This is a genomic window from Bhargavaea sp. CC-171006 (assembly GCF_009761675.1).
Lineage (GTDB): Bacteria > Bacillota > Bacilli > Bacillales_A > Planococcaceae > Bhargavaea > Bhargavaea changchunensis.
On the sequence record NZ_QUZH01000003.1, the window covers coordinates 19,044 to 36,998 of the forward strand.

Consider the following 17,955-nt stretch of genomic DNA (forward strand, 5'->3'; position numbering starts at 1 on the left):
AGGGTATATTATTGTGTAGATTCCGGACGCACAAAGCGCCCGGCAAGAAAGGGGGATGGCGCAGATGGATACGGGAACCCATATAGTGATGGGGCTTGCGCTGTGCGGACTCGCACAGGCCGACCCTCTTGTGGCAGAGCATGTGCCGACGGCGACCGCTGTCTATGCCGGCCTCATGCTCGGCTCCCAGGCACCGGATGTGGACACCGTCCTGAAGCTCAGGAACAACGCTGTCTATATCCGCAACCACAGGGGATTCACCCATTCGATCCCGATGGTGCTCGCCTGGCCGCTCATCATCTCGCTCCCCCTCGCGCTGATCCTGCCTGAAGCGGATCTTCTCCATCTTTGGCTCTGGACACAGCTTGCTGTCTTTCTCCATGTGTTTGTGGATATATTCAATTCATACGGCACGCAGGCGCTCCGGCCGTTTTCAGAACAGTGGGTGGCACTCGGTGTCATCAACACCTTCGACCCGATCATCTTTTTTGCACATCTGGTGGCGCTCGCCGCCTGGTTTTTCGGTGCCGAACCGGTTCTGACGATGCTGATCCTGTACGCATTGCTGGCGCTTTATTATTTTGTCAGGTTTTCCGTACAGGCGGCCGTCCGCCACGCCGTCCGGAAGACGATTCCGGATGCGGGCGATATCATCATTGCTCCGACGATGCGGTTTTACCAGTGGCGCATAGCGGCATGCTCCGATACCCACCATTATGTGGGCCGGGCATACGGCCGCTCCATCACCATTCTCGACAAGTTTCCGCGTCGGCCGATTCCGGACAACGAACTTGTCCGGACCGCTTTCACAGACCCGAATTTCCGGGCATTCATCGCATTCTCCCCAATCTACCGCTGGGAGATCACCGACCTTGGAACGGTCTGCGAAGTGCGGCTGATCGACCTTCGCTACCGCAGCAAGGAATATTATCCGTTTGTCGCCGTCGCTCATATCGATGAGGAGATGGAGATCCGGAATTCATTCACCGGCTGGATCTTCAGCGAGGATAAATTAAGGAAAAAGCTGAGCTTCGCACACGAAGAGGGCTGAAAACAAAAGCGCAAGCGCCCGTTCAGCAACGTACAAACTGGAGCCCTTCGCAATGAGATAAAGGAAACACGGCGAGGAACGAGCCGATGTTGACTTATCGCAGTCTGGAAGTGGCCAACACGTGAATAATATGATCCACAGAGTAAAGTTTTAGAATTCCCTATGCTACAAGGGAAACCGCCGGACCGGGTTGGCCTGGCGGTTTTTTCGTGTGCGGATTCAGTGAAGCATCCCATCTTTCCCGAGCAGTTCCCTGATCCTCGGGTTCGAAGCGACAAACTCATCAAGCCGGTTCCCATAGGCGTCAATCCAGCGCATAATCATCTGGGAAACTTGTTCTTCGTCCATCATCCCGTACCCGGCTTTGGCATAGGAGGATTCAATGTCAGACGCCATGAGTTCGATCCAGGTTCTCGCCTTGTGGGCGGACAGCTGAGCGTTGCCATCCATCAGGCGGACTGCCAGACGTTCGATCAGATCCGGTGACATCCGGTTCACTTCCCCTTCTTGAGATTCTGGAGCATCGAGATCGGCAAAGCTTCCGTATGCAGTTCGCCGCCGAGCCGGTGACCCCAGGCAAACCGTCCCTTCAGATAGTCCACTTGGAAGAAGTTTCCTTCATCACCGAGGATCCGGTACACTTCCCCCGGAATGATCTCTTTCGGGTCCATCATATAAGCCTGCGCCATCAGCGCCTTCCGTTCGTATACCGCAAATTCATTGATGATGCCGAGCTGCTCGGCCTTGCGGGCCTTTTCCTTCAGGCGCGCGATTTCCTGCCTGAGTTCGTGCTCGGTCATTTCGCTGTAATTTTTCTCACTCATTTTCCAATTCTTCCTCCTTCGCCTCGATGAACCGGCTGATCCGATCCGGCGGGATGCCCTTCTGGTACATCGCCTGCTGCACACGGCGCCGGAGTTCTTTGCCGCTGTGCTTTCTGCTGTAGGTGCGCCAGGCTTTTTCGCCTGTTTTTTCCGTGAGCTCGTCCCATTCGTCTTCTTCAGGCTCGAGATCGGTTTCAATCCTCTCGATGGCCGTGCTGATGATGTCATAGGAATAACCTTTTCGCATGAGTGAGTCCTGGATTTTCTGACGGATCTGCTGTGGCGTCTTTCCTGAAGAGCGTGCGGCGATCTTCCCCGCCAGTTCTTCCGCCAGCTTCAGCTGCTCCTCCTCGGGAAACGCGTCAAGGGCTTCTTCCTGGAGCTCCTTGCTGATTCCCTTCCGGACCAGTTCCTGCCTGATTGCTCCAGGGCCTTTTTTGGCGGTCCGCTTGCGTGTCTCGAGAAGCGCCTTTGAAAACGAGTCGTCGTCGAGGAACTTCTGCTCCTTCAGCTTATTGATGGCCTCCAGCGCCACCGCCTCGCCGAATCCCGATGCCATCAGTTTCTCCTTCACTTCATGCTCGCTGCGCATCCGGAATCCGAGAAAATGAAGCGCCTTATTGTAAGCTTTGCGGATCTCGTCGCCAAAGATGATCTCATCGATCTCCCAATCGTCGAGCACTTTGCCCTTGGTCAGGCCGAACTGGATCAGCACCTGCTCATCGGCGCTGAATGAATACTTTCCGTCCAGGAAAATATTATATCGTTCCGCATTGTTTTTCTGCGTTGAAATCTTGGTGATTTCGGGCATTATCCGTACCCCCAATCTTCCTTTCCATTATACCTGTTCGGGGAGATTCCTTCATCCATGCGGCATGGATGGTAAAACGGGTATACTGGTTGAAAATGGAGGGATGCCGACATGAGAGTGGCCATAGCGGGAGGGACCGGATTCCTCGGTTCCGTCCTGGTGAGACTGCTGAAAGAAAACGGACATGAGGCCATCATCCTGACGAGAAGGTCGGAAGCCTCAGATAATCCCCGGATGGTCGGGTACCTTTCTGAAGGTGCCAGGCCCGAGCGGGAACTCAAAGATATCGATGCATTTGTCAACCTGGCCGGCACCTCGATCAATGCCGGAAGATGGACGGAACAAAGGAAGCAGGACATCCTTACAAGCCGGATTACGGCGACAGATGAGATTGTCAGGATCATCCGGTCCATGAAAAAGAAGCCGGATGTGCTCGTAAATGCAAGTGCCATCGGTCTTTATCCGACGTCAGAAACCGCCATCTACAATGAAGAAGGCGACTCAGGCAACGATTTTCTTGCAGATGTCGTGAAAACTTGGGAGCACCGGGCCGCGGAAGCCGGCAAAGAAGGTGTCCGGACCGTGTTTATGCGGTTCGGCGTGATCCTGGGCAAAAACGACGGAGCCCTGCCGCTGATCACGCTGCCTTACCGCCTTTACGCCGGCGGAACGGTCGGCACCGGCCGGCAGTGGGTCAGCTGGATACATGTGCTGGATGCGGCGCGAGCCATCCTGTTCGCATTAGAAAACGACTCGGTCAGAGGGCCTGTCAACACTGTGGCACCGAACCCGCTCCGCATGAAAGAGTTTGGCCGGACGGTCGGCCGTGTACTCGGCAGGCCGCACTTCCTGCCGGTTCCCTCCTTCGCACTGAAAGTGGCACTCGGGGAAAAAAGCAAGCTTGTCCTGGAGGGCCAGCGCGTTGCACCGTCAAAGCTCGGCAGCCTTGGTTTCCGCTTTCTGTATCCCGATGCAGAAGAGGCGCTCCGCGAAATTTTAAAAAACGAATAATCCCAAGCCTCTTGCGCAACCTAACGAAAAACGAAAGGTTGCGTTTTATTATGCTCAGAAACCATATCGCCGGTTTTATGCTGGCTTCGGTCCTGATTGCCGCGGGGCTGGTGATGAGCCCGTTCACTGCGGAGGCGGGCGAATTCCACTGGGGCTTCAAAAAGGCTACTGACGGAATCCCGCCGGATGCAGGCGCGGAGATGAACACCCTCCTTGAGAATAACGGCGCGCTCTACAAAGGCTCGCCGGACAAGAAAATCGTCTACCTTACGTTCGACAACGGCTACGAGGCCGGGTATACCGAATCGATCCTGGATACGCTTAAAAAAGAAGACATATCCGCGACCTTCTTCCTGACGGGACATTACCTGAACAGCGCGGATGGCCTCGTCAAACGAATGGTCAAGGACGGACACACGATCGGCAACCACTCGTACGGGCATCCGAATATGGCAAAAATGTCTCCTGCGGAAATGGAGGCCGAATGGAAAAAGTTCGATGACCGCCTCCGCGAAGTCGCCGGCGTCGAGCGGACGCATTACGCCCGGCCGCCGGAAGGGATCTTCAACGAGCAGGTGCTCAAGACCGGCAACAAGCTCGGCTATCGCCATATCTTCTGGTCGGTGGCGTACATCGACTGGCACCGGGACAGGAAACAGGGCGGCCAGTATGCTTATAATGAACTGATGAAGCAGCTTCATCCGGGCGCGGTCATCCTCATGCATACCGTCTCCCCGGACAACTCCGACGGACTGCCTGACTTTATCCGGGATGCCAAAAAACAGGGCTACACATTCGGGACGCTGGATGAGCTGGTAGAAGAGGCATTCATGCCGGATATGTAATATAACGAACAAACGGCAAGGACCCACTCGTCCTTGCCGTTTCCCATATATGTATTTCGGCTGGCCCCTCTTCACACTTCCTTCGGCTTCGTCTTCCCGAACAGAAAGACGGCGAAAAGCGCAGCGACAAAAAGGGAGATGAAGGTCAGATAACTTGTTCCCGATTCGACGATGACACCGCCCAGAATCGGTCCTGAAAGGCTCCCGATACTAAAGAAAATTCCGCACAGGAGATTGCCCATCGGCAAAAACGGTTTGGGGGTCAGGTCAGTCATATATGCGATGCCGAGCGTGAACGTGGAACCGACCAGCATTCCCGCTATCATGACTGCAGCCAGCACGCCCCATTCGCTGCTTCCGGCAAGGCCGCCGGCAAAGAAGGAGAAAATCCCGCCGATCAGCGCAAGCAGCAACACATTGCGCCGGCCGATCCGGTCACTCAGCATGCCTAGCGGTATCTGGGACAGGATTGCCCCGACCGAGAAGGATGCAAGGATCACCGAAACCATTCCGACATCGATTCCCGTCCTTAGGGCATACACCGGGTAGATGGCATTCAGCGAAGACTCCAGAAACCCGTATCCGAATGGCGGAATAAACGCGACCCACGCATATTTCATCGTCGTAAGCACCCTTGTGTGAAACTTCATTGCCGCTTCCTTTTCCTGAACGGCTTCCGGCCGGCCGTTGTCCAGGAAAAAGACGAGCGACCAGGCAGTCATGCAAAGCACTCCCGACACGATGAACGGCAGCCCTTCAAAAATACCGATCAGCGGGACGAAAAGCGGGCCGACGGCGAAACCGGCACTGAACATGAGACCGTAGACGGCGATGTTGCGACCGAGCCTCGCCTGAGGAGAAGTGCTCGTAATCCACGTCTGGGTGGCGAAATGAAGCGCATTGTCCCCCATTCCGATCAGCAGACGGAGGATGAACCAGAAGGTCACACTCTTATAGAGGGGAAACAGGAAAAGTGCCAGGAACACGGTCAGGCCGCCCACTACAATGACCGGCTTGTAGCCGAACCGCCTGAGCGGCGCCTCCATGAACGGGGAGATCAGCAATGTCCCGATATAAAGACCTGTCGCATTCAGCCCGTTCAGCGTGGATGAAACCCCGTCCTGTTCAAAAATGACCGAAATCAGAGGCAGGAGCATGCCTTGAGAGAATCCTGATATGGATACGATGATGACGAGAATCCAGAATCTCGTCCTTTCCGAAAGCCGTGCAGCCAAATGTTGAAGCCTCCCGCGCCGGCATTCCATTCGAATCCGGCAGTCAAATCCTGTACAATTCTATCATACCAAGGAGGGATTCAGATGAAGTTTTCCATGACTGAACACGGCTTTGAAACCACTACTCAATACGGCACACTCCATATTTCTCCCAAGGATGAACACGGCTTCCGCCCCTACCAGCTCCTCGTCTCATCAGTAGCTGTCTGCAGCGGTGGCGTGATGAGGAAAGTGCTCCAAAAAATGCGCATGCCGGCGGATGACATCCAGATTGAAGTGAAGGAAGTCCACAGGAATCCAGATGTCGCTGACCGCGTCGAACGCATCCATCTTCACTTCACGGTCATGGGAACCGAAATCGACGAATCCAAGATGCCCCGCATCATGGAACTCACATCGAAAAACTGCTCGATGGTCCAGTCCGTCAAAGACGCCATCGACATCCGGGAAACCTATGAAGTCGTCCGCTGACTTATACAATAAGCGCATTAAAAAGCCCAGTCCCTCCGGCGTTCCGGACGGCTGGGCTTCAGCTTCTATTGCACCTTTTTAAATTGTCCATTTTTATCGTATTCAAGGGGCGCATTCGCCCGTGAAATGTCCGAATCCCCTCCTTCGCTTTCGTTCAGGATTTCAATTCTGACTTTTTCACCTTGGCCTCCCCTCTGTGTTGAAGTTAAGTTCATGTTAACACGTTATTAAACTTTTGTAAATATTCAATTATCATTTTTTCTGATTTTTTTTTGTGGCATCCTTGCAGGGCCAGCCGGGTAAAGCAGAGTAAATGCCCTTTTCTGCCGGGCGTTGATTCCCGGACGGTTTCCCTTTAAAATCAACCATAGGAATTGAGGTGTACTGATGGAACCGACTGAACACAAGCAGCAGGTGGACCTGCTGAAAGAACGGCTCAACGATTTCCTCGAGACGCTTGATCATCTGGAGCCGGAAACTGCCGATCTCGAGGAGATCGACCGGCTGATCTCCATGATCGATGAAATCGATGCCAAGGTCGCACAGCTCAGGAACAGCGAAAATTGAACCGGGCAAATATCGTGCCAGTTTCATAAACTGATGGTAAAATATAGTCATCAATAGAAGCACTGGCACCAAAATAGTACGAAAGCTGGTTTCCCGTCACGGGGAACCGGCTTTTGTGCTATAAGGGGAACTTTGATAACCAGTCTCATTCTCAATGATAGGGGGATTCATATGACCACTGCCGGACAGGTTGCAGCTCGCGGGCAGATGGAACGGTTCGCGTGGCTTAACGGAGAAATGATTGCCGCCTTGGGTGCAGGTGTCCTGATTGTCACGGCCTATTTTGTCGGCGAAGCGGGATTTGGCACGGCATCAGCCATGATCTATCTTCTCGCTTTTGTCATCGGGGGCTACGCCAAGGCTAAAGAGGGCGTCACCGAAACAATCCGGAACAGAACACTGAATGTGGAGATTCTGATGATCCTCGCCGCAATCGGTTCCGCTGCCATCGGCTATTGGACGGAAGGCGCAATCCTGATCTTTATATTTGCGGTCAGCGGCGCGCTCGAAACGTACTCGATGGAAAAAAGCCGGAAAGAAATTTCTGCACTGCTCAACCTCAAACCCGAGGAAGCATTGCGCCTGAAGGAAGACGGTTCGACCGAACGGGTCGGAGTGTCGGACATCAGGGTCGGTGATTCAGTTCTTGTCAGGCCAGGAGAACGGATACCGGTCGATGGCACGATCGTGAGCGGAATGAGTTCAATCGACGAATCCGCAATAAGCGGCGAGTCACTGCCTCTGGAAAAAGGCACAGACCATGAAGTGTTTGCCGGCACCGTCAACCTGAGCGGCGCACTGACCGTGGAGGTCAATAAGCTCAGTTCGGATACCCTTTTCCAAAAAATCATCGACCTTGTGGAAGAAGCACAAAGTGAAAAGCCTCCTTCCCAACAGTTTATCGAACGGTTCGAAAGCACTTATGTGTATGTGGTTCTTGGCGTGGTAGTCCTGATGATGTTCCTGCCCCATTACCTGTTCGGCTGGGACTGGACGACAACGATCTACAGGGCGATGGTGCTATTGGTGGTCGCCTCCCCGTGTGCACTGGTCGCTTCGATCATGCCCGCCACCTTATCCGCCATCTCAAACGGCGCGCGACATGGGGTTTTGTTCAAGGGCGGAAGTCATCTGGAAAGTTTGTCTTCTGTCAAAGCAATCGCATTCGATAAGACCGGCACCCTGACGGAAGGGCGTCCGGCAGTGACCGACCTGATCATCAGGGACGGCCTGGACCGCTCGGAGACCCTTTCTCTTCTCGGTACGATTGAATCGCTGTCCTCCCACCCTCTAGCCGTGGCGATCCAGGCTTTTGCGGAACGGGAAGGGGCCGGGCTGCTGCAGGGTGTTGAAATCCGCGACATACCAGGATCGGGCCTTGAAGCCGACTGGGAACGGAGAACCTATCGAGTCGGAAAACCCGGATTCGTAGGCAAGGAGGAAGCAACCGTGTTTGCGGATGGTGCGCTGGAACGGCTCGGGAACGAAGGAAAGACAGTGGTTTTCCTTCGTGACGATACCGGGATCCTGGCGCTGGCAGCACTTAAAGACACGCTGCGCCCGGAAGCCGTGGAAGCCCTGGGCGCCCTCCGTGCAATAGGCATCCGTACGGTGATGCTGACGGGTGACAATGAACAGACAGCACGGGCGATTGCCGAAGAAGCGGGAATCGACGAATATACGGCAGAATGCCTGCCGGAGACAAAGGTCGCCAGACTAAAAGAGCTCGAGAAGGATTACGGCACGGTCGCGATGATCGGAGATGGAATCAACGACGCTCCGGCCCTTGCCACTGCATCGATCGGAATCGCGATGGGCGACGGAACGGGCGTGGCGCTTGAGACGGCGGACGTGGTCCTCATGAAAAACGACTTGAGACGCCTTCCTTACGCCAGCAGGCTGTCCGGCCGGATGAACCGGATTGTGAAGCAGAACATCATTTTCTCCATTTCCGTGATCCTCCTGCTCGTGCTGTCCAATTTCCTGCAAGTCATCGATCTTCCGCTGGGTGTCCTGGGTCACGAAGGCAGTACCATCCTGGTCATCCTGAATGGCCTCCGGTTGCTGAAAAGCGGCGACTGAACATACGAAAAGCGGCGTTGCCGGGGTCATGCCCCGACAGCGCCGCTTTTGGCTTTCGCTTTATTTTCTTCCCGTCTTTCCTGCATGACGGCATTTACCTGCCCGCCAAGTATCAGGATGATGGATGAGAGATACATCCATATCATCAGCACGATGATGCCACCGATACTGCCGTACATATTGGAGTAATTTGCGAAGTTACCTACATAGAACGAGAATGCCAGGGAGGAAAGAATCCAGCCGACTGTCGCAAAAACGGCACCGGGAATCGCATCTATGATCCTGACTTTCGCTGCAGGCACCAGCCAGTAGACCAGCGTGAATACCACGAAAATCAGAAGCGGCGGAATCGTCCACCGGATGCTGTTCCACACTGTCAGGAATTCCTCATCCAGTCCCATATAGGAGAAAATGGTTTTGCCGATCTGCTCGCCGAATACCGGAAGTACAAGCGCCACCGCGACCACTGCAATCAGCATGAGGGTGAACACGATCGAAAGCACCCGCTTCTTGATGAATGACCGCTTAACGTGTGAAAAATACGATTGGTTGAGTGCCCGGGTCAATGCATTCATGCCATTTGACGCGGACCAGATGGTACCAATGATACCGATCGACAGCAGGCCGCCGCTTCGATTTTCCAGCACTTCGCCTAATGTATTCTCGATGATGTTATACACGTTTGTCGGTGCATATTCCTTAATGAAGTCAAAAAGTGCCGAATGGTCGATGTTCAGATACGGCAAAAGCGTAAGCATGAAGATAAGGAGCGGAAACAGGGATAGGAGAAAGAAATAGGCAAGCTGGGAGCCCAGCCCGACGACATCCACCAGCTTGACGCGGGTTATGAGTTCTTTGAAGAAGCCCTGGCCCGTCGTTACGTCGAAGCGATCCAGATCACCCTCCTTCACGTCCCCGACAAATCCCATCACTTTCTCTTTCAGGCTATCGTCCCGGTTGTCCGGATTATCCGCACCCGTTTCCAGCCTCTTATCATCCGCCATCTGTCATCCGCCCCCTTCCCCGTGCATCAGTTTTTCATAGTGTCCCGGGCTTCTCCGGCCACTTGGCCCTCCCGGTAAGCCTCTTCCGGTACAAACGTGCCTTTAGAAGCGTTTCCGCCTGATGAGCTTTTCCCGGTTGCGCCGCCGTCAACCTGGCCTTCACTGTAAGCCTCTTCCGGCACGAATGTTTCGTCGGTGCCCGGGTGGTTGCCTTTGAACGCTTCGGTCGCCATCTGCTTGTAGTCGTCTTTGGCTTCCATGACCGCATCCTTCGAGTCGACGAAAGCCGTTTTCGTATCTTCCACCAGCGTCTTGACGGTAGGCGTCAATTGCTTCAGTTCTGACGCCTTTGATTGGATATACTGCTTATCCGAGTCAAACTGCTCATAGAGTGCCTTCAGCTTGTCGGATTTGTCCTGGATCTTCCACCGGAGCACATCCGGGTTTTTCATGTAATACTTTGCATCCTCGCTTAGTCCCTTGGCTCTGCGTGACATTTCTGACCTCGTCGTCTTGTCGAACATGCTGATGACCGCTCCTGTAAGCGCACCGACCAGCACCAATTTCCCAAACTTGCTTCCTGCCATTAAGAATCCCTCCATCACTATGGTTTAGACGCTTTGCATACTCCATTATACCCTCACTATTCCGGGCACAAACAAGGAGTCAGGAAGCCCATTTTTAAAATTGGGTCTTGACGGGAGAGCGGAACTTTCGGAATATTAGTTCTAAGGTGATATAGAACAGTAGGTGATATGGAGCAGAATTGCACAGACAGCAATGATTTTCGGGGGAACGTTCACTAAATAAAAAGGGGGAACAAAAAATGGAAGCTTTTGAGAACTTCTTGGGAACACTGAGCGGCCTCGTTTGGGGACCGTGGCTGCTCGTCCTGCTTGTAGGTACCGGGATATTCCTTACCTTCAGGCTCGCATTCATTCAGGTACGGTTACTGCCTTATTCTCTTAAACAGGTATTTTCCCGCAAGCATGATAAAAAAGCGGAAGGCGACATTTCGCAGTTCCAGGCACTGATGACCGCCATGGCGGCGACCGTCGGGGTCGGCAACATCGTCGGTGTGGCAACCGCTGTTGTCCTCGGGGGACCCGGTGCGGTCTTCTGGATGTGGCTTGCCGGCTTCTTCGGGATGGCCACCAAATACGGTGAAGCGATTCTTGCCGTCAAATACCGCACAAAGGATGCAAACGGCCAGATGGCCGGCGGACCGATGTACTATCTGGAACATGGCCTGAAGGCCCGCTGGCTTGGAGTCAGCTTCGCCCTGTTCGGCACGCTTGCTGCGTTCGGCATCGGGAACGGGACCCAGTCCAAAGCTGTAGCAGACGCCATGAACATGAACTTCAACACGCCGTACTGGGTCACGGGCCTTGTCCTGATGGTCGTTGCGGCGGCCGTCATCCTCGGCGGGATCAAGTCGATCGGCCGTGTCGCCGCCTTCTTTGTTCCGATCATGGCACTCTTCTACTTTATTGCCGGTGCGATTATCATGATCACGAATTTCGAACTTGTCCCTTCTGCATTCGCTACGATCTTCTCTTATGCGTTCGGCATTGAGTCGTTCGCGGGCGGAGCAGTCGGTGCAGCCATCCGCTTCGGGATTGCCCGCGGTCTGTTCTCGAACGAGGCCGGTCTCGGTTCCGCACCGATTGCAGCTGCAGCAGCCCGTACGGATATGCCTGGTCGTCAGGCACTCATCTCCATGACCCAGGTGCTGTTCGATACCCTGATCATCTGCTCGATCACGGGCATCACAATCGTTATGTCGGGAGCGTGGCAAGATGAAGGAGCCGAAGCGGGGACGCTCACAGCCATGGCGTTCGGCACATTCTTCGGAGATGCAGGACAGTATATTGTCGGACTCGGCATCGTCTTCTTCGCCGCCTCCACTATTTTTGGATGGGCTTATTACGGAGAAAAGTGCTTCCAGTATCTTTTCCCGAATCCGAAACTTCTCAAGTTCTACCGTTTGGTATTTGTAGTGGTGGTTTATTTCGGCGCCACAGCCACGCTTGATGTCGTCTGGCTGTTCTCCGATGTCATGAACGGCCTCATGGCCATTCCGAACCTGATCGGCCTTCTGGGCCTGTCCGGTGTCATCGTGGCGGAGACCAAGCTCTTCCAGAAAAAAATCAAGGAAGAGAAAGAGGCCGAATTGGCAGCTGTTCCGGCTGTCAACCCTAACGACTGATTGCCATATTTGAACAGCCTCCGGGATGCCATTGTTCCCGGAGGCTGTTTGACTTCGCATTCTAATAGTGTAAGAATAATGGCAATCCGATGAAAGGCAGGAACACCAAAAATGGACCTTACGAATCCCACTGCGGAAAACGTGGAGTATATGATCAGCGCCATCAAGGAAAAGCTTCGAATGGTCAATGTCGATGCGATGAAGTCCGAGCACTTCAATACATCCGACTATGAAGATCTGCGCGATATCTATGACATGGTCATGAAACGCAGCAACTTCAGCCCAAGCGAGATGCAGGCGATTGCAGCCGAACTCGGCAGCCTGCGTAAATAAGCACACTTCCTTCCCCCGTCTGCTTCCGCAGACGGGGGATTTTCCGTTGCCGGCCATACCCGGCTCTTGGTAGACTATGGTTAGAACAGAAAGGGGATTTGGACAATGGGGACATTTGAAGAAAATCTCGACAAGTATGCAGAACTGGCAGTAAAAGTCGGCGTGAATATCCAGCCCGGACAGCCTCTCTACATCGGTGCGTCGACCGAGTCCGCAGAATTCGTGCGGCTTGTAACGAAAAAGGCATACGAAGCCGGTGCAAGGCATGTCGTCGTTGACTGGCAAGATGATGAAATTTCACGTCTCCGGTACGAGATGGCACCTGAAGATTCTTTCAGTGACTTCCCTGCCTGGATTCCAAAAATGCGTGAAGAGCTGGTCGGCATGAATGCAGCGTTCATGAATATCGTGTCCCAGAGTCCCGATCTTCTGAAAGGAATCGATCCGACGAGGATCGCCAACTTCCAGAAGGCTGCCGGCCAGGCCCTGGAGTCCTATCGCCAGGCCGTACAATCCGATAAGGTGAGCTGGACGGTCATTGCGGCCCCGTCGAAGGCATGGGCAGCAAAGGTGTTTGCCGACCTGCCTGAAGAGGATCAGGTGCCGGCCCTTTGGGATGCCATCTTCAAGGCTGTCCGTGCCGATGCCGACGACCCGGTCGAAGCATGGAAAAAGCATGATGAGACGCTTCACGAAAAAGCGGAGCACCTGAACAAGAAGAAATACTCAAAACTCCATTACACGGCTCCTGGAACAGACCTGACCATCGGCCTGCCGGAAGGCCATATCTGGGCAGGTGCCGGCAGCATCAACGCCCAAGGTGCTTCTTTCATGGCCAACATGCCGACCGAGGAAGTATTCACGGTCCCCCACAAAGACCGGATCGACGGCTTTGTATCAAGCACGAAGCCGCTCAGCTATGGGGGCAACATCATCGACAATTTCAAGATCACGTTCAAAGACGGGCGGATCACAGAAGTTGAGGCCGAACAGGGCGAAGATGTGCTGAAACACCTGATCGAGGCGGATGAGGGCGCGAAATCGCTGGGAGAAGTTGCGCTCGTTCCGCACTCCTCCCCGATTTCGACTTCCGGCCTGCTTTTCTATAACACGCTATTCGATGAAAATGCCTCGAACCACCTGGCGATTGGCAGCGCATATGCATTCTGCATAGAAGGCGGCAAGGAAATGGACAGCAATGAGCTGAAAAAGCATGGTCTCAACCAGAGCATCACTCACGTCGACTTCATGATCGGCTCGGACAAAATGGACATCGACGGCATTCTTGATGATGGTACGGCAGAGCCCGTCCTCCGCGGCGGCGAGTGGGCTTTCTGATCCCATTTCATCAGGACAGCATGGCCATTCGCCTTGGAAGATAGGTTCACATTTGTCACAATTGAGGCGGATTCCAGCAATGTCCTATTAAAAACAGGCATATTTTGTTGTATAATGAGTTATAGAAATAAAGAGGATAAGTTATAGAGAGGAGCATTCCGATTATGTGGCTGATGTTTACAACCGTTTTCGGTTTCACAGTTCTGCTGATTATAGGTATGCTGGTCATGGTCCACTTCCTGCAACGTGCGATGATCTCGGAAGACTCGACGACCATCGACGAGAAACCCGAGACGACATACAACCTCAACTCGTAAAGAACTGCCGGATTTCCGGCAGTTCTTTTTTATTACAGATGAAATTTCTCTTACAATCAGGTTTCAAATCGTGTTGAATTCTGTAACATTCTGTCCTAATCGCTTTAGCAGGATTCCATTATAAGGTTATATATGGTCCTAAAGAATCACCATCACTTGTCATATTCCAATATCTACTAATTTGCGGACAGGATATTTTCTACTATACTTATCATCAGCAGAAAGTATCGTTACCGGGAGGCAATTTACATGTGGAATTCTACTGATATCGGCATCGACCTTGGCACCGCCAATTTACTTATCTATACAAAATCCAAAGAAATCGTATTTGATGAACCCTCTGTCGTCGCCGTCGACCCTGCTGGACGGCTGATCGCCATCGGCCACGAGGCGAAAGTGATGCTCGGAAAAACACCTGAACAGATCACAGCAATCCGTCCGCTCCGTGATGGAGTCATCGCGGACTATGACATGACAGCAGAACTGCTTAAATCCGCCATGGCCAAGGCATCAAAGAAACTGGGCCAAACACTCCGGAAGCCCCGTGTGGTCGTTTCCATTCCTTGTGGCGCGACATCCGTCGAACAGCGCGCAATTGTGGACGCCGTAAAATCCGGAGGTGCCAAAGAAGTTCATCTGATTGAAGAACCGGTAGCGGCAGCCATCGGAGCCGATCTCCCTGTGAGCGAACCGATAGCGAACGTCATCGTCGATATCGGCGGCGGCACGACTGAAGTCGCCATCATCTCGTTCGGCGGTGTCGTCTCTTCCAATAGCGTGAAATTTGCCGGCGACAAGATGGATGAGGAAATCATCCATCACATCCGGAAGCGTCATAACCTCATCATCGGGGAACAGACGGCCGAAGCGATCAAGAAAGAGATCGGTTTTGCGCCGATCGCCCATGAGGCAAAAACAATGGATATCCGGGGCCGCGATGTCGTCACCGGCCTGCCGAAGACCATCACACTCCACTCCCGGGATATTCAACAATGTCTTAAAGAGGGAATGGAAACGATTCTTGAGGCCATCCGCACGACACTCGAGCAATGCCCGGCGGAACTGTCCGGCGACATCGTTGACCAGGGCATCGTCCTCACCGGAGGCGGCGCCCTCATGAACGGCATGCAGGACTGGCTGTCAGAGGTTATATCCGTACCGGTCCATACCTCCCCTGATCCGATGAAGGCAGTGGTATTCGGCACCGGAAAGGCCCTCGGCACGATCAAAACGATGCGAAAAATTGCAAACTGAACATGACAAGTCCCCCCGGGAATGCAGCCCCTGCTTCCCGGGGTTCTTACGTTCACAACACAAAGCAAAAGGACCCTGTTCCGGCTCATGGCCGGAATAGGGTCCTCAGTTTTGCAATGGGTTTCCGCAAAGCGGCCTTACCCTTTCAATGCCCATCCTCAATGATGGAATAGATGTAGTGGTCCTCCCATACACCGTTGATGAAAAGCAGTTGGCGCAGCAAGCCTTCCCGCTCCATGCCGGCCTTCTCAAGCACCCTGACCGATGCCTGGTTCCTCGGGGAAACATAAGCCTCGATCCGGTGCAGCCCTGCACGCTCAAATCCGAACTGCAGCACAAGCCTCAGTGCCTCTGTCGCGATGCCGCGGCCCGCTTCCCCTTGGTCGACCGAGTAACCGACAAAGCCGCTCAGGAAAGGCAGCCGTTTAAGTCCGTACAGGGAGATATGGCCGATCAACCGGCCGTCCTCCGCCCGGAAAATGCCGAAACTGTATTCCCGCTTTTCCCTGAGCTGCTGGAGGGACTCACGGATCTTTTCCCGCTGGACGCCTACCGTATAGTAGGAACTGTCATGCCGAGGCTCATAAACCGACCAGTAATACTTGTTCCTGGATACGAGGTTGGTCATGGCGAGAGCGTCGTCGTCGGTGAGGACGCGTAAAATGACTTTTTCGCCCTTCAGCGTGATCACGTCGGCTCACCCTTCATCGGACGTCAGGCTGAGAAACTCTTCCACGTCCCGGATGCAGAGCCGGACGCCCTTTTCCCAGAAGTCCTGCTTCGTGATGTCTTCGCCGAGATGCTTCATGGCCAGGTCCTCTGTCGTCATGATGGCCGTGTCCCGCAGGAGTGCCATATACTTTTCCTCGAACGCCTCCCCTTCCTCGAGCGCCTTTGCATAGATGCTGAGGGAGAACAGGTAGCCGAACGTGTACGGGAAGTTGTAGAACGGGACACCCGTGATATAGAAGTGCAGTTTGGATGCCCAGAAGTGCGGGTGTGTCTCTCCGAGTGCACCGGCGTATGCTTCACGCTGTGCTTCTTCCATCAGTTCGTTCAGGCGGTCAGACGAGACCACTCCCTTTTTCCGCTCTTCATAGAATCGCGTCTCGAACAGGAAGCGTGCATGGATGTTCATGAAGAAGGAAACACTTCGCTGGGCCTTGTCTTCAAGCAGTGCGATCTTTTCTTCCTTTGTCCCTGCTTCCTTTACCGCCGCATCCGCCATGATCATTTCGGCAAATGTCGACGCGGTCTCCGCCACATTCATCGCATATTGCCTGTTCAGCTGATGGACCGGCCGGAGTGCGTACGAGTGGAAAGCATGCCCAAGCTCATGCGCGAGCGTGGCAACGTTGGACATGGAACCGCTGTATGTCATGAAGATGCGGGATTCCTCGGAAAGCGGCATGCCGGTGCAGAACCCGCCCGGCCGCTTGTTCGGACGGTCTTCCGCTTCGATCCAGCCGTTCTCGAATGCCATGCGGGCGAACGACTCGAGTTCCGGACCGAACTTTCCGAAATGCTTCAGGATGAATTCTGCGCCTTCCTGATAATCCAGTTTCGAAGTTGATTCGGAAACCGGCGCGAAAAAGTCATACCAGTCAAGCTGCTCTTTGCCGAGCAGGGCTGCCTTGCGCTTCAGGTATTCCGCAAACGGCTGTTTATTGGCCGAAATGGCGCCCCACATCGCATCCAGCGTCTCCTGCTTCATGCGGTTGTACTCGAGCGGCTCGCGGAGGACATGGTCCCAGCCCCGCTTCTCGTAAACCTGAAGGCGGAACCCTGCAAGCGAGTTGAGTGCTTTTGCGAAGAACTCTTCTTTTTCGGCCCATGCCACTTCCAGCTTTTCAAACGCTTCTTTGCGGACAGCAGGATCGGGATGGGTGCCGAGGTTGTTCGCCTGTCCGACGGAAAGAACCTTCTCCTCTCCGTCAACCGTGACCTTCACATGCATGTCTCCGACAAGCAGGTCGTACAGTTCGCCCCAGCCGTGGTAGCCGTCAACGGACAGCGCCGTGATGAGCGCTTCCTGCTCTTCCGGGAGCTTGGCCCCGGCTTTTTTGCGCCATTCGTCCAGGATGAACGAAAACTCTTGGAGCCGACCGGAGGCAATCAGCTCTTCCCAAAGCTTGTCATCTGTCTTCGACAGCTTCTGCTGGAACGACATGAACGCCGTCTGGAACTTCGCACCGAGCGCGGACGTTTCTCCCTGCAGGAGATTCGCTTTTTTATCTGTCGTGTCCTGAGCGAGGAAGCAGCCGATGACCGCGCCGGCTTCTCTCAGATGGGCAGAGGTGTTCTTCGTCTCTTCGATCAGGACCGCAATCTTCTCTGCAGCGTCTGTGTCTTCCGGTGTGCTGAAATCCCCGACCGCTTTTGCATAGCTTCGGACTTTTTCCGCTCCTTCATCAAGATGGGCGCGGAGTTCTTCAGAATCGCTTCCGCCTCTGAAAAACGTCTCCAGGTCCCAGGTGACCGGATACGTGGTTGTTGACATCCCAATTCCCCCTGACTGTTTGCCAATTTTCTAATAACATTTTCCTTACAATTATAACACGGTTGTTCGGAAGGCGAAACTTGCCAACTGGCAAAAAAGCGTC

At 53.9% G+C, this 17,955-nt stretch carries 19 protein-coding genes; 11 read left to right on the forward strand and 8 right to left on the reverse strand.

From position 1 onward, the window contains the following. The first annotated feature begins 64 nt into the window (after positions 1 to 64). A complete protein-coding gene (locus DZC51_RS00505) occupies positions 65 to 1,051 on the forward strand; it encodes a metal-dependent hydrolase (RefSeq protein ID WP_157293401.1) in 987 nt (328 codons plus the stop codon). A 219-nt stretch (positions 1,052 to 1,270) separates the two neighbouring features. Here the strand turns inward: DZC51_RS00505 and DZC51_RS00510 are convergent, their stop codons facing one another. Genes DZC51_RS00510 through recX form a run of 3 tightly spaced genes read right to left on the reverse strand, consistent with a single transcriptional unit; the run spans position 1,271 to position 2,686 of the window. Continuing rightward, the gene (locus DZC51_RS00510; RefSeq protein ID WP_157293402.1) at positions 1,271 to 1,540 is read right to left on the reverse strand and encodes a YfhJ family protein; all 270 of its coding nucleotides are present in this window, start codon (positions 1,538 to 1,540) and stop codon (positions 1,271 to 1,273) included. A gap of 5 nt (positions 1,541 to 1,545) precedes the next feature. Then, positions 1,546 to 1,875 carry a YfhH family protein gene (locus DZC51_RS00515; protein ID WP_157293403.1) on the reverse strand — a complete coding sequence of 110 codons (330 nt, stop codon included), beginning with the start codon at positions 1,873 to 1,875 and terminating at the stop codon, positions 1,546 to 1,548. Next, positions 1,868 to 2,686 carry a recombination regulator RecX gene (gene recX, locus DZC51_RS00520; protein WP_198304026.1) on the reverse strand — a complete coding sequence of 273 codons (819 nt, stop codon included), beginning with the start codon at positions 2,684 to 2,686 and terminating at the stop codon, positions 1,868 to 1,870. Before recX ends, DZC51_RS00515 begins: the two co-directional genes overlap by 8 nt. A gap of 111 nt (positions 2,687 to 2,797) precedes the next feature. Here recX and DZC51_RS00525 point away from each other — a divergent pair, with 111 nt between their 5' ends. Both DZC51_RS00525 and DZC51_RS00530 read left to right on the forward strand, forming a co-directional pair. Then, positions 2,798 to 3,697, forward strand: coding sequence for a TIGR01777 family oxidoreductase (locus tag DZC51_RS00525; protein ID WP_157293405.1), 900 nt, complete (start codon positions 2,798 to 2,800; stop codon positions 3,695 to 3,697). A 50-nt stretch (positions 3,698 to 3,747) separates the two neighbouring features. After that, positions 3,748 to 4,542, forward strand: a complete 795-nt coding sequence (locus DZC51_RS00530; protein WP_157293406.1) for a polysaccharide deacetylase family protein — start codon at positions 3,748 to 3,750, stop codon at positions 4,540 to 4,542. A gap of 71 nt (positions 4,543 to 4,613) precedes the next feature. On the opposite strand, the gene DZC51_RS00535 is transcribed toward DZC51_RS00530, so the two are convergent. After that, positions 4,614 to 5,777, reverse strand: coding sequence for an MFS transporter (locus DZC51_RS00535; protein ID WP_232524035.1), 1,164 nt, complete (start codon positions 5,775 to 5,777; stop codon positions 4,614 to 4,616). An 84-nt stretch (positions 5,778 to 5,861) separates the two neighbouring features. Here DZC51_RS00535 and DZC51_RS00540 point away from each other — a divergent pair, with 84 nt between their 5' ends. The 3 genes from DZC51_RS00540 (at position 5,862) to DZC51_RS00550 (ending at position 8,897) form a co-directional block, all read left to right on the forward strand. Further along, positions 5,862 to 6,248: an OsmC family protein gene (locus tag DZC51_RS00540; protein WP_157293408.1), complete on the forward strand. Its 387-nt coding sequence runs from the start codon at positions 5,862 to 5,864 to the stop codon at positions 6,246 to 6,248. Between the two features lie 387 nt (positions 6,249 to 6,635). Next, entirely contained in the window at positions 6,636 to 6,815 is a 180-nt protein-coding gene (locus DZC51_RS00545; protein WP_157293409.1) for an SE1561 family protein, read from the forward strand. Positions 6,816 to 7,022: 207 nt separating this feature from the next. Continuing rightward, complete coding sequence (locus DZC51_RS00550; RefSeq protein ID WP_157293582.1) at positions 7,023 to 8,897, forward strand: heavy metal translocating P-type ATPase; 1,875 nt, start codon at positions 7,023 to 7,025, stop codon at positions 8,895 to 8,897. A gap of 26 nt (positions 8,898 to 8,923) precedes the next feature. Here DZC51_RS00550 and DZC51_RS00555 read toward each other — a convergent pair whose 3' ends face one another. Further along, complete coding sequence (locus DZC51_RS00555) at positions 8,924 to 9,901, reverse strand: YihY/virulence factor BrkB family protein (RefSeq protein WP_157293410.1); 978 nt, start codon at positions 9,899 to 9,901, stop codon at positions 8,924 to 8,926. Positions 9,902 to 9,927: 26 nt separating this feature from the next. Beyond that, positions 9,928 to 10,488, reverse strand: a complete 561-nt coding sequence (locus tag DZC51_RS00560; RefSeq protein WP_157293411.1) for a YtxH domain-containing protein — start codon at positions 10,486 to 10,488, stop codon at positions 9,928 to 9,930. Between the two features lie 239 nt (positions 10,489 to 10,727). Here DZC51_RS00560 and DZC51_RS00565 point away from each other — a divergent pair, with 239 nt between their 5' ends. The 5 genes from DZC51_RS00565 (at position 10,728) to mreBH (ending at position 15,352) form a co-directional block, all read left to right on the forward strand. Continuing rightward, entirely contained in the window at positions 10,728 to 12,110 is a 1,383-nt protein-coding gene (locus DZC51_RS00565; RefSeq protein ID WP_157293412.1) for an alanine/glycine:cation symporter family protein, read from the forward strand. Between the two features lie 111 nt (positions 12,111 to 12,221). Continuing rightward, positions 12,222 to 12,443 (forward strand): DUF1128 domain-containing protein, encoded by a 222-nt coding sequence (locus DZC51_RS00570; protein WP_008300554.1) that lies wholly within the window; start codon positions 12,222 to 12,224, stop codon positions 12,441 to 12,443. A gap of 105 nt (positions 12,444 to 12,548) precedes the next feature. Further along, complete coding sequence (locus tag DZC51_RS00575; protein ID WP_157293413.1) at positions 12,549 to 13,781, forward strand: aminopeptidase; 1,233 nt, start codon at positions 12,549 to 12,551, stop codon at positions 13,779 to 13,781. A gap of 164 nt (positions 13,782 to 13,945) precedes the next feature. Beyond that, a complete protein-coding gene (locus tag DZC51_RS16180) occupies positions 13,946 to 14,098 on the forward strand; it encodes a hypothetical protein (RefSeq protein ID WP_198304027.1) in 153 nt (50 codons plus the stop codon). A 249-nt stretch (positions 14,099 to 14,347) separates the two neighbouring features. Then, positions 14,348 to 15,352, forward strand: coding sequence for a rod-share determining protein MreBH (gene mreBH / locus DZC51_RS00580; RefSeq protein WP_157293414.1), 1,005 nt, complete (start codon positions 14,348 to 14,350; stop codon positions 15,350 to 15,352). Between the two features lie 145 nt (positions 15,353 to 15,497). Here mreBH and DZC51_RS00585 read toward each other — a convergent pair whose 3' ends face one another. Both DZC51_RS00585 and DZC51_RS00590 read right to left on the reverse strand, forming a co-directional pair. After that, positions 15,498 to 16,043, reverse strand: a complete 546-nt coding sequence (locus DZC51_RS00585) for a GNAT family N-acetyltransferase (RefSeq protein ID WP_157293415.1) — start codon at positions 16,041 to 16,043, stop codon at positions 15,498 to 15,500. A 6-nt stretch (positions 16,044 to 16,049) separates the two neighbouring features. Then, positions 16,050 to 17,852, reverse strand: a complete 1,803-nt coding sequence (locus DZC51_RS00590; protein WP_157293416.1) for a M3 family oligoendopeptidase — start codon at positions 17,850 to 17,852, stop codon at positions 16,050 to 16,052. Positions 17,853 to 17,955: the final 103 nt, after the last annotated feature.

Excerpts from the sequence above, each read along its gene's own strand:
- DZC51_RS00590 (WP_157293416.1), bottom strand. The coding sequence starts at position 17,852 with ATGTCAACAACCACGTATCCGGTCACCTGGGACCTGGAGACGTTTTTC.
- DZC51_RS16180 (WP_198304027.1), top strand. The coding sequence starts at position 13,946 with ATGTGGCTGATGTTTACAACCGTTTTCGGTTTCACAGTTCTGCTGATT.
- DZC51_RS00530 (WP_157293406.1), top strand. The coding sequence starts at position 3,748 with ATGCTCAGAAACCATATCGCCGGTTTTATGCTGGCTTCGGTCCTGATT.
- DZC51_RS00565 (WP_157293412.1), top strand. The coding sequence starts at position 10,728 with ATGGAAGCTTTTGAGAACTTCTTGGGAACACTGAGCGGCCTCGTTTGG.
- DZC51_RS00575 (WP_157293413.1), top strand. The coding sequence starts at position 12,549 with ATGGGGACATTTGAAGAAAATCTCGACAAGTATGCAGAACTGGCAGTA.
- DZC51_RS00570 (WP_008300554.1), top strand. The coding sequence starts at position 12,222 with ATGGACCTTACGAATCCCACTGCGGAAAACGTGGAGTATATGATCAGC.
- DZC51_RS00515 (WP_157293403.1), bottom strand. The coding sequence starts at position 1,875 with ATGAGTGAGAAAAATTACAGCGAAATGACCGAGCACGAACTCAGGCAG.
- DZC51_RS00540 (WP_157293408.1), top strand. The coding sequence starts at position 5,862 with ATGAAGTTTTCCATGACTGAACACGGCTTTGAAACCACTACTCAATAC.
- DZC51_RS00550 (WP_157293582.1), top strand. The coding sequence starts at position 7,023 with ATGGAACGGTTCGCGTGGCTTAACGGAGAAATGATTGCCGCCTTGGGT.
- DZC51_RS00560 (WP_157293411.1), bottom strand. The coding sequence starts at position 10,488 with ATGGCAGGAAGCAAGTTTGGGAAATTGGTGCTGGTCGGTGCGCTTACA.
- DZC51_RS00525 (WP_157293405.1), top strand. The coding sequence starts at position 2,798 with ATGAGAGTGGCCATAGCGGGAGGGACCGGATTCCTCGGTTCCGTCCTG.
- recX (WP_198304026.1), bottom strand. The coding sequence starts at position 2,686 with ATGCCCGAAATCACCAAGATTTCAACGCAGAAAAACAATGCGGAACGA.
- DZC51_RS00545 (WP_157293409.1), top strand. The coding sequence starts at position 6,636 with ATGGAACCGACTGAACACAAGCAGCAGGTGGACCTGCTGAAAGAACGG.
- DZC51_RS00555 (WP_157293410.1), bottom strand. The coding sequence starts at position 9,901 with ATGGCGGATGATAAGAGGCTGGAAACGGGTGCGGATAATCCGGACAAC.
- mreBH (WP_157293414.1), top strand. The coding sequence starts at position 14,348 with ATGTGGAATTCTACTGATATCGGCATCGACCTTGGCACCGCCAATTTA.
- DZC51_RS00510 (WP_157293402.1), bottom strand. The coding sequence starts at position 1,540 with ATGTCACCGGATCTGATCGAACGTCTGGCAGTCCGCCTGATGGATGGC.
- DZC51_RS00505 (WP_157293401.1), top strand. The coding sequence starts at position 65 with ATGGATACGGGAACCCATATAGTGATGGGGCTTGCGCTGTGCGGACTC.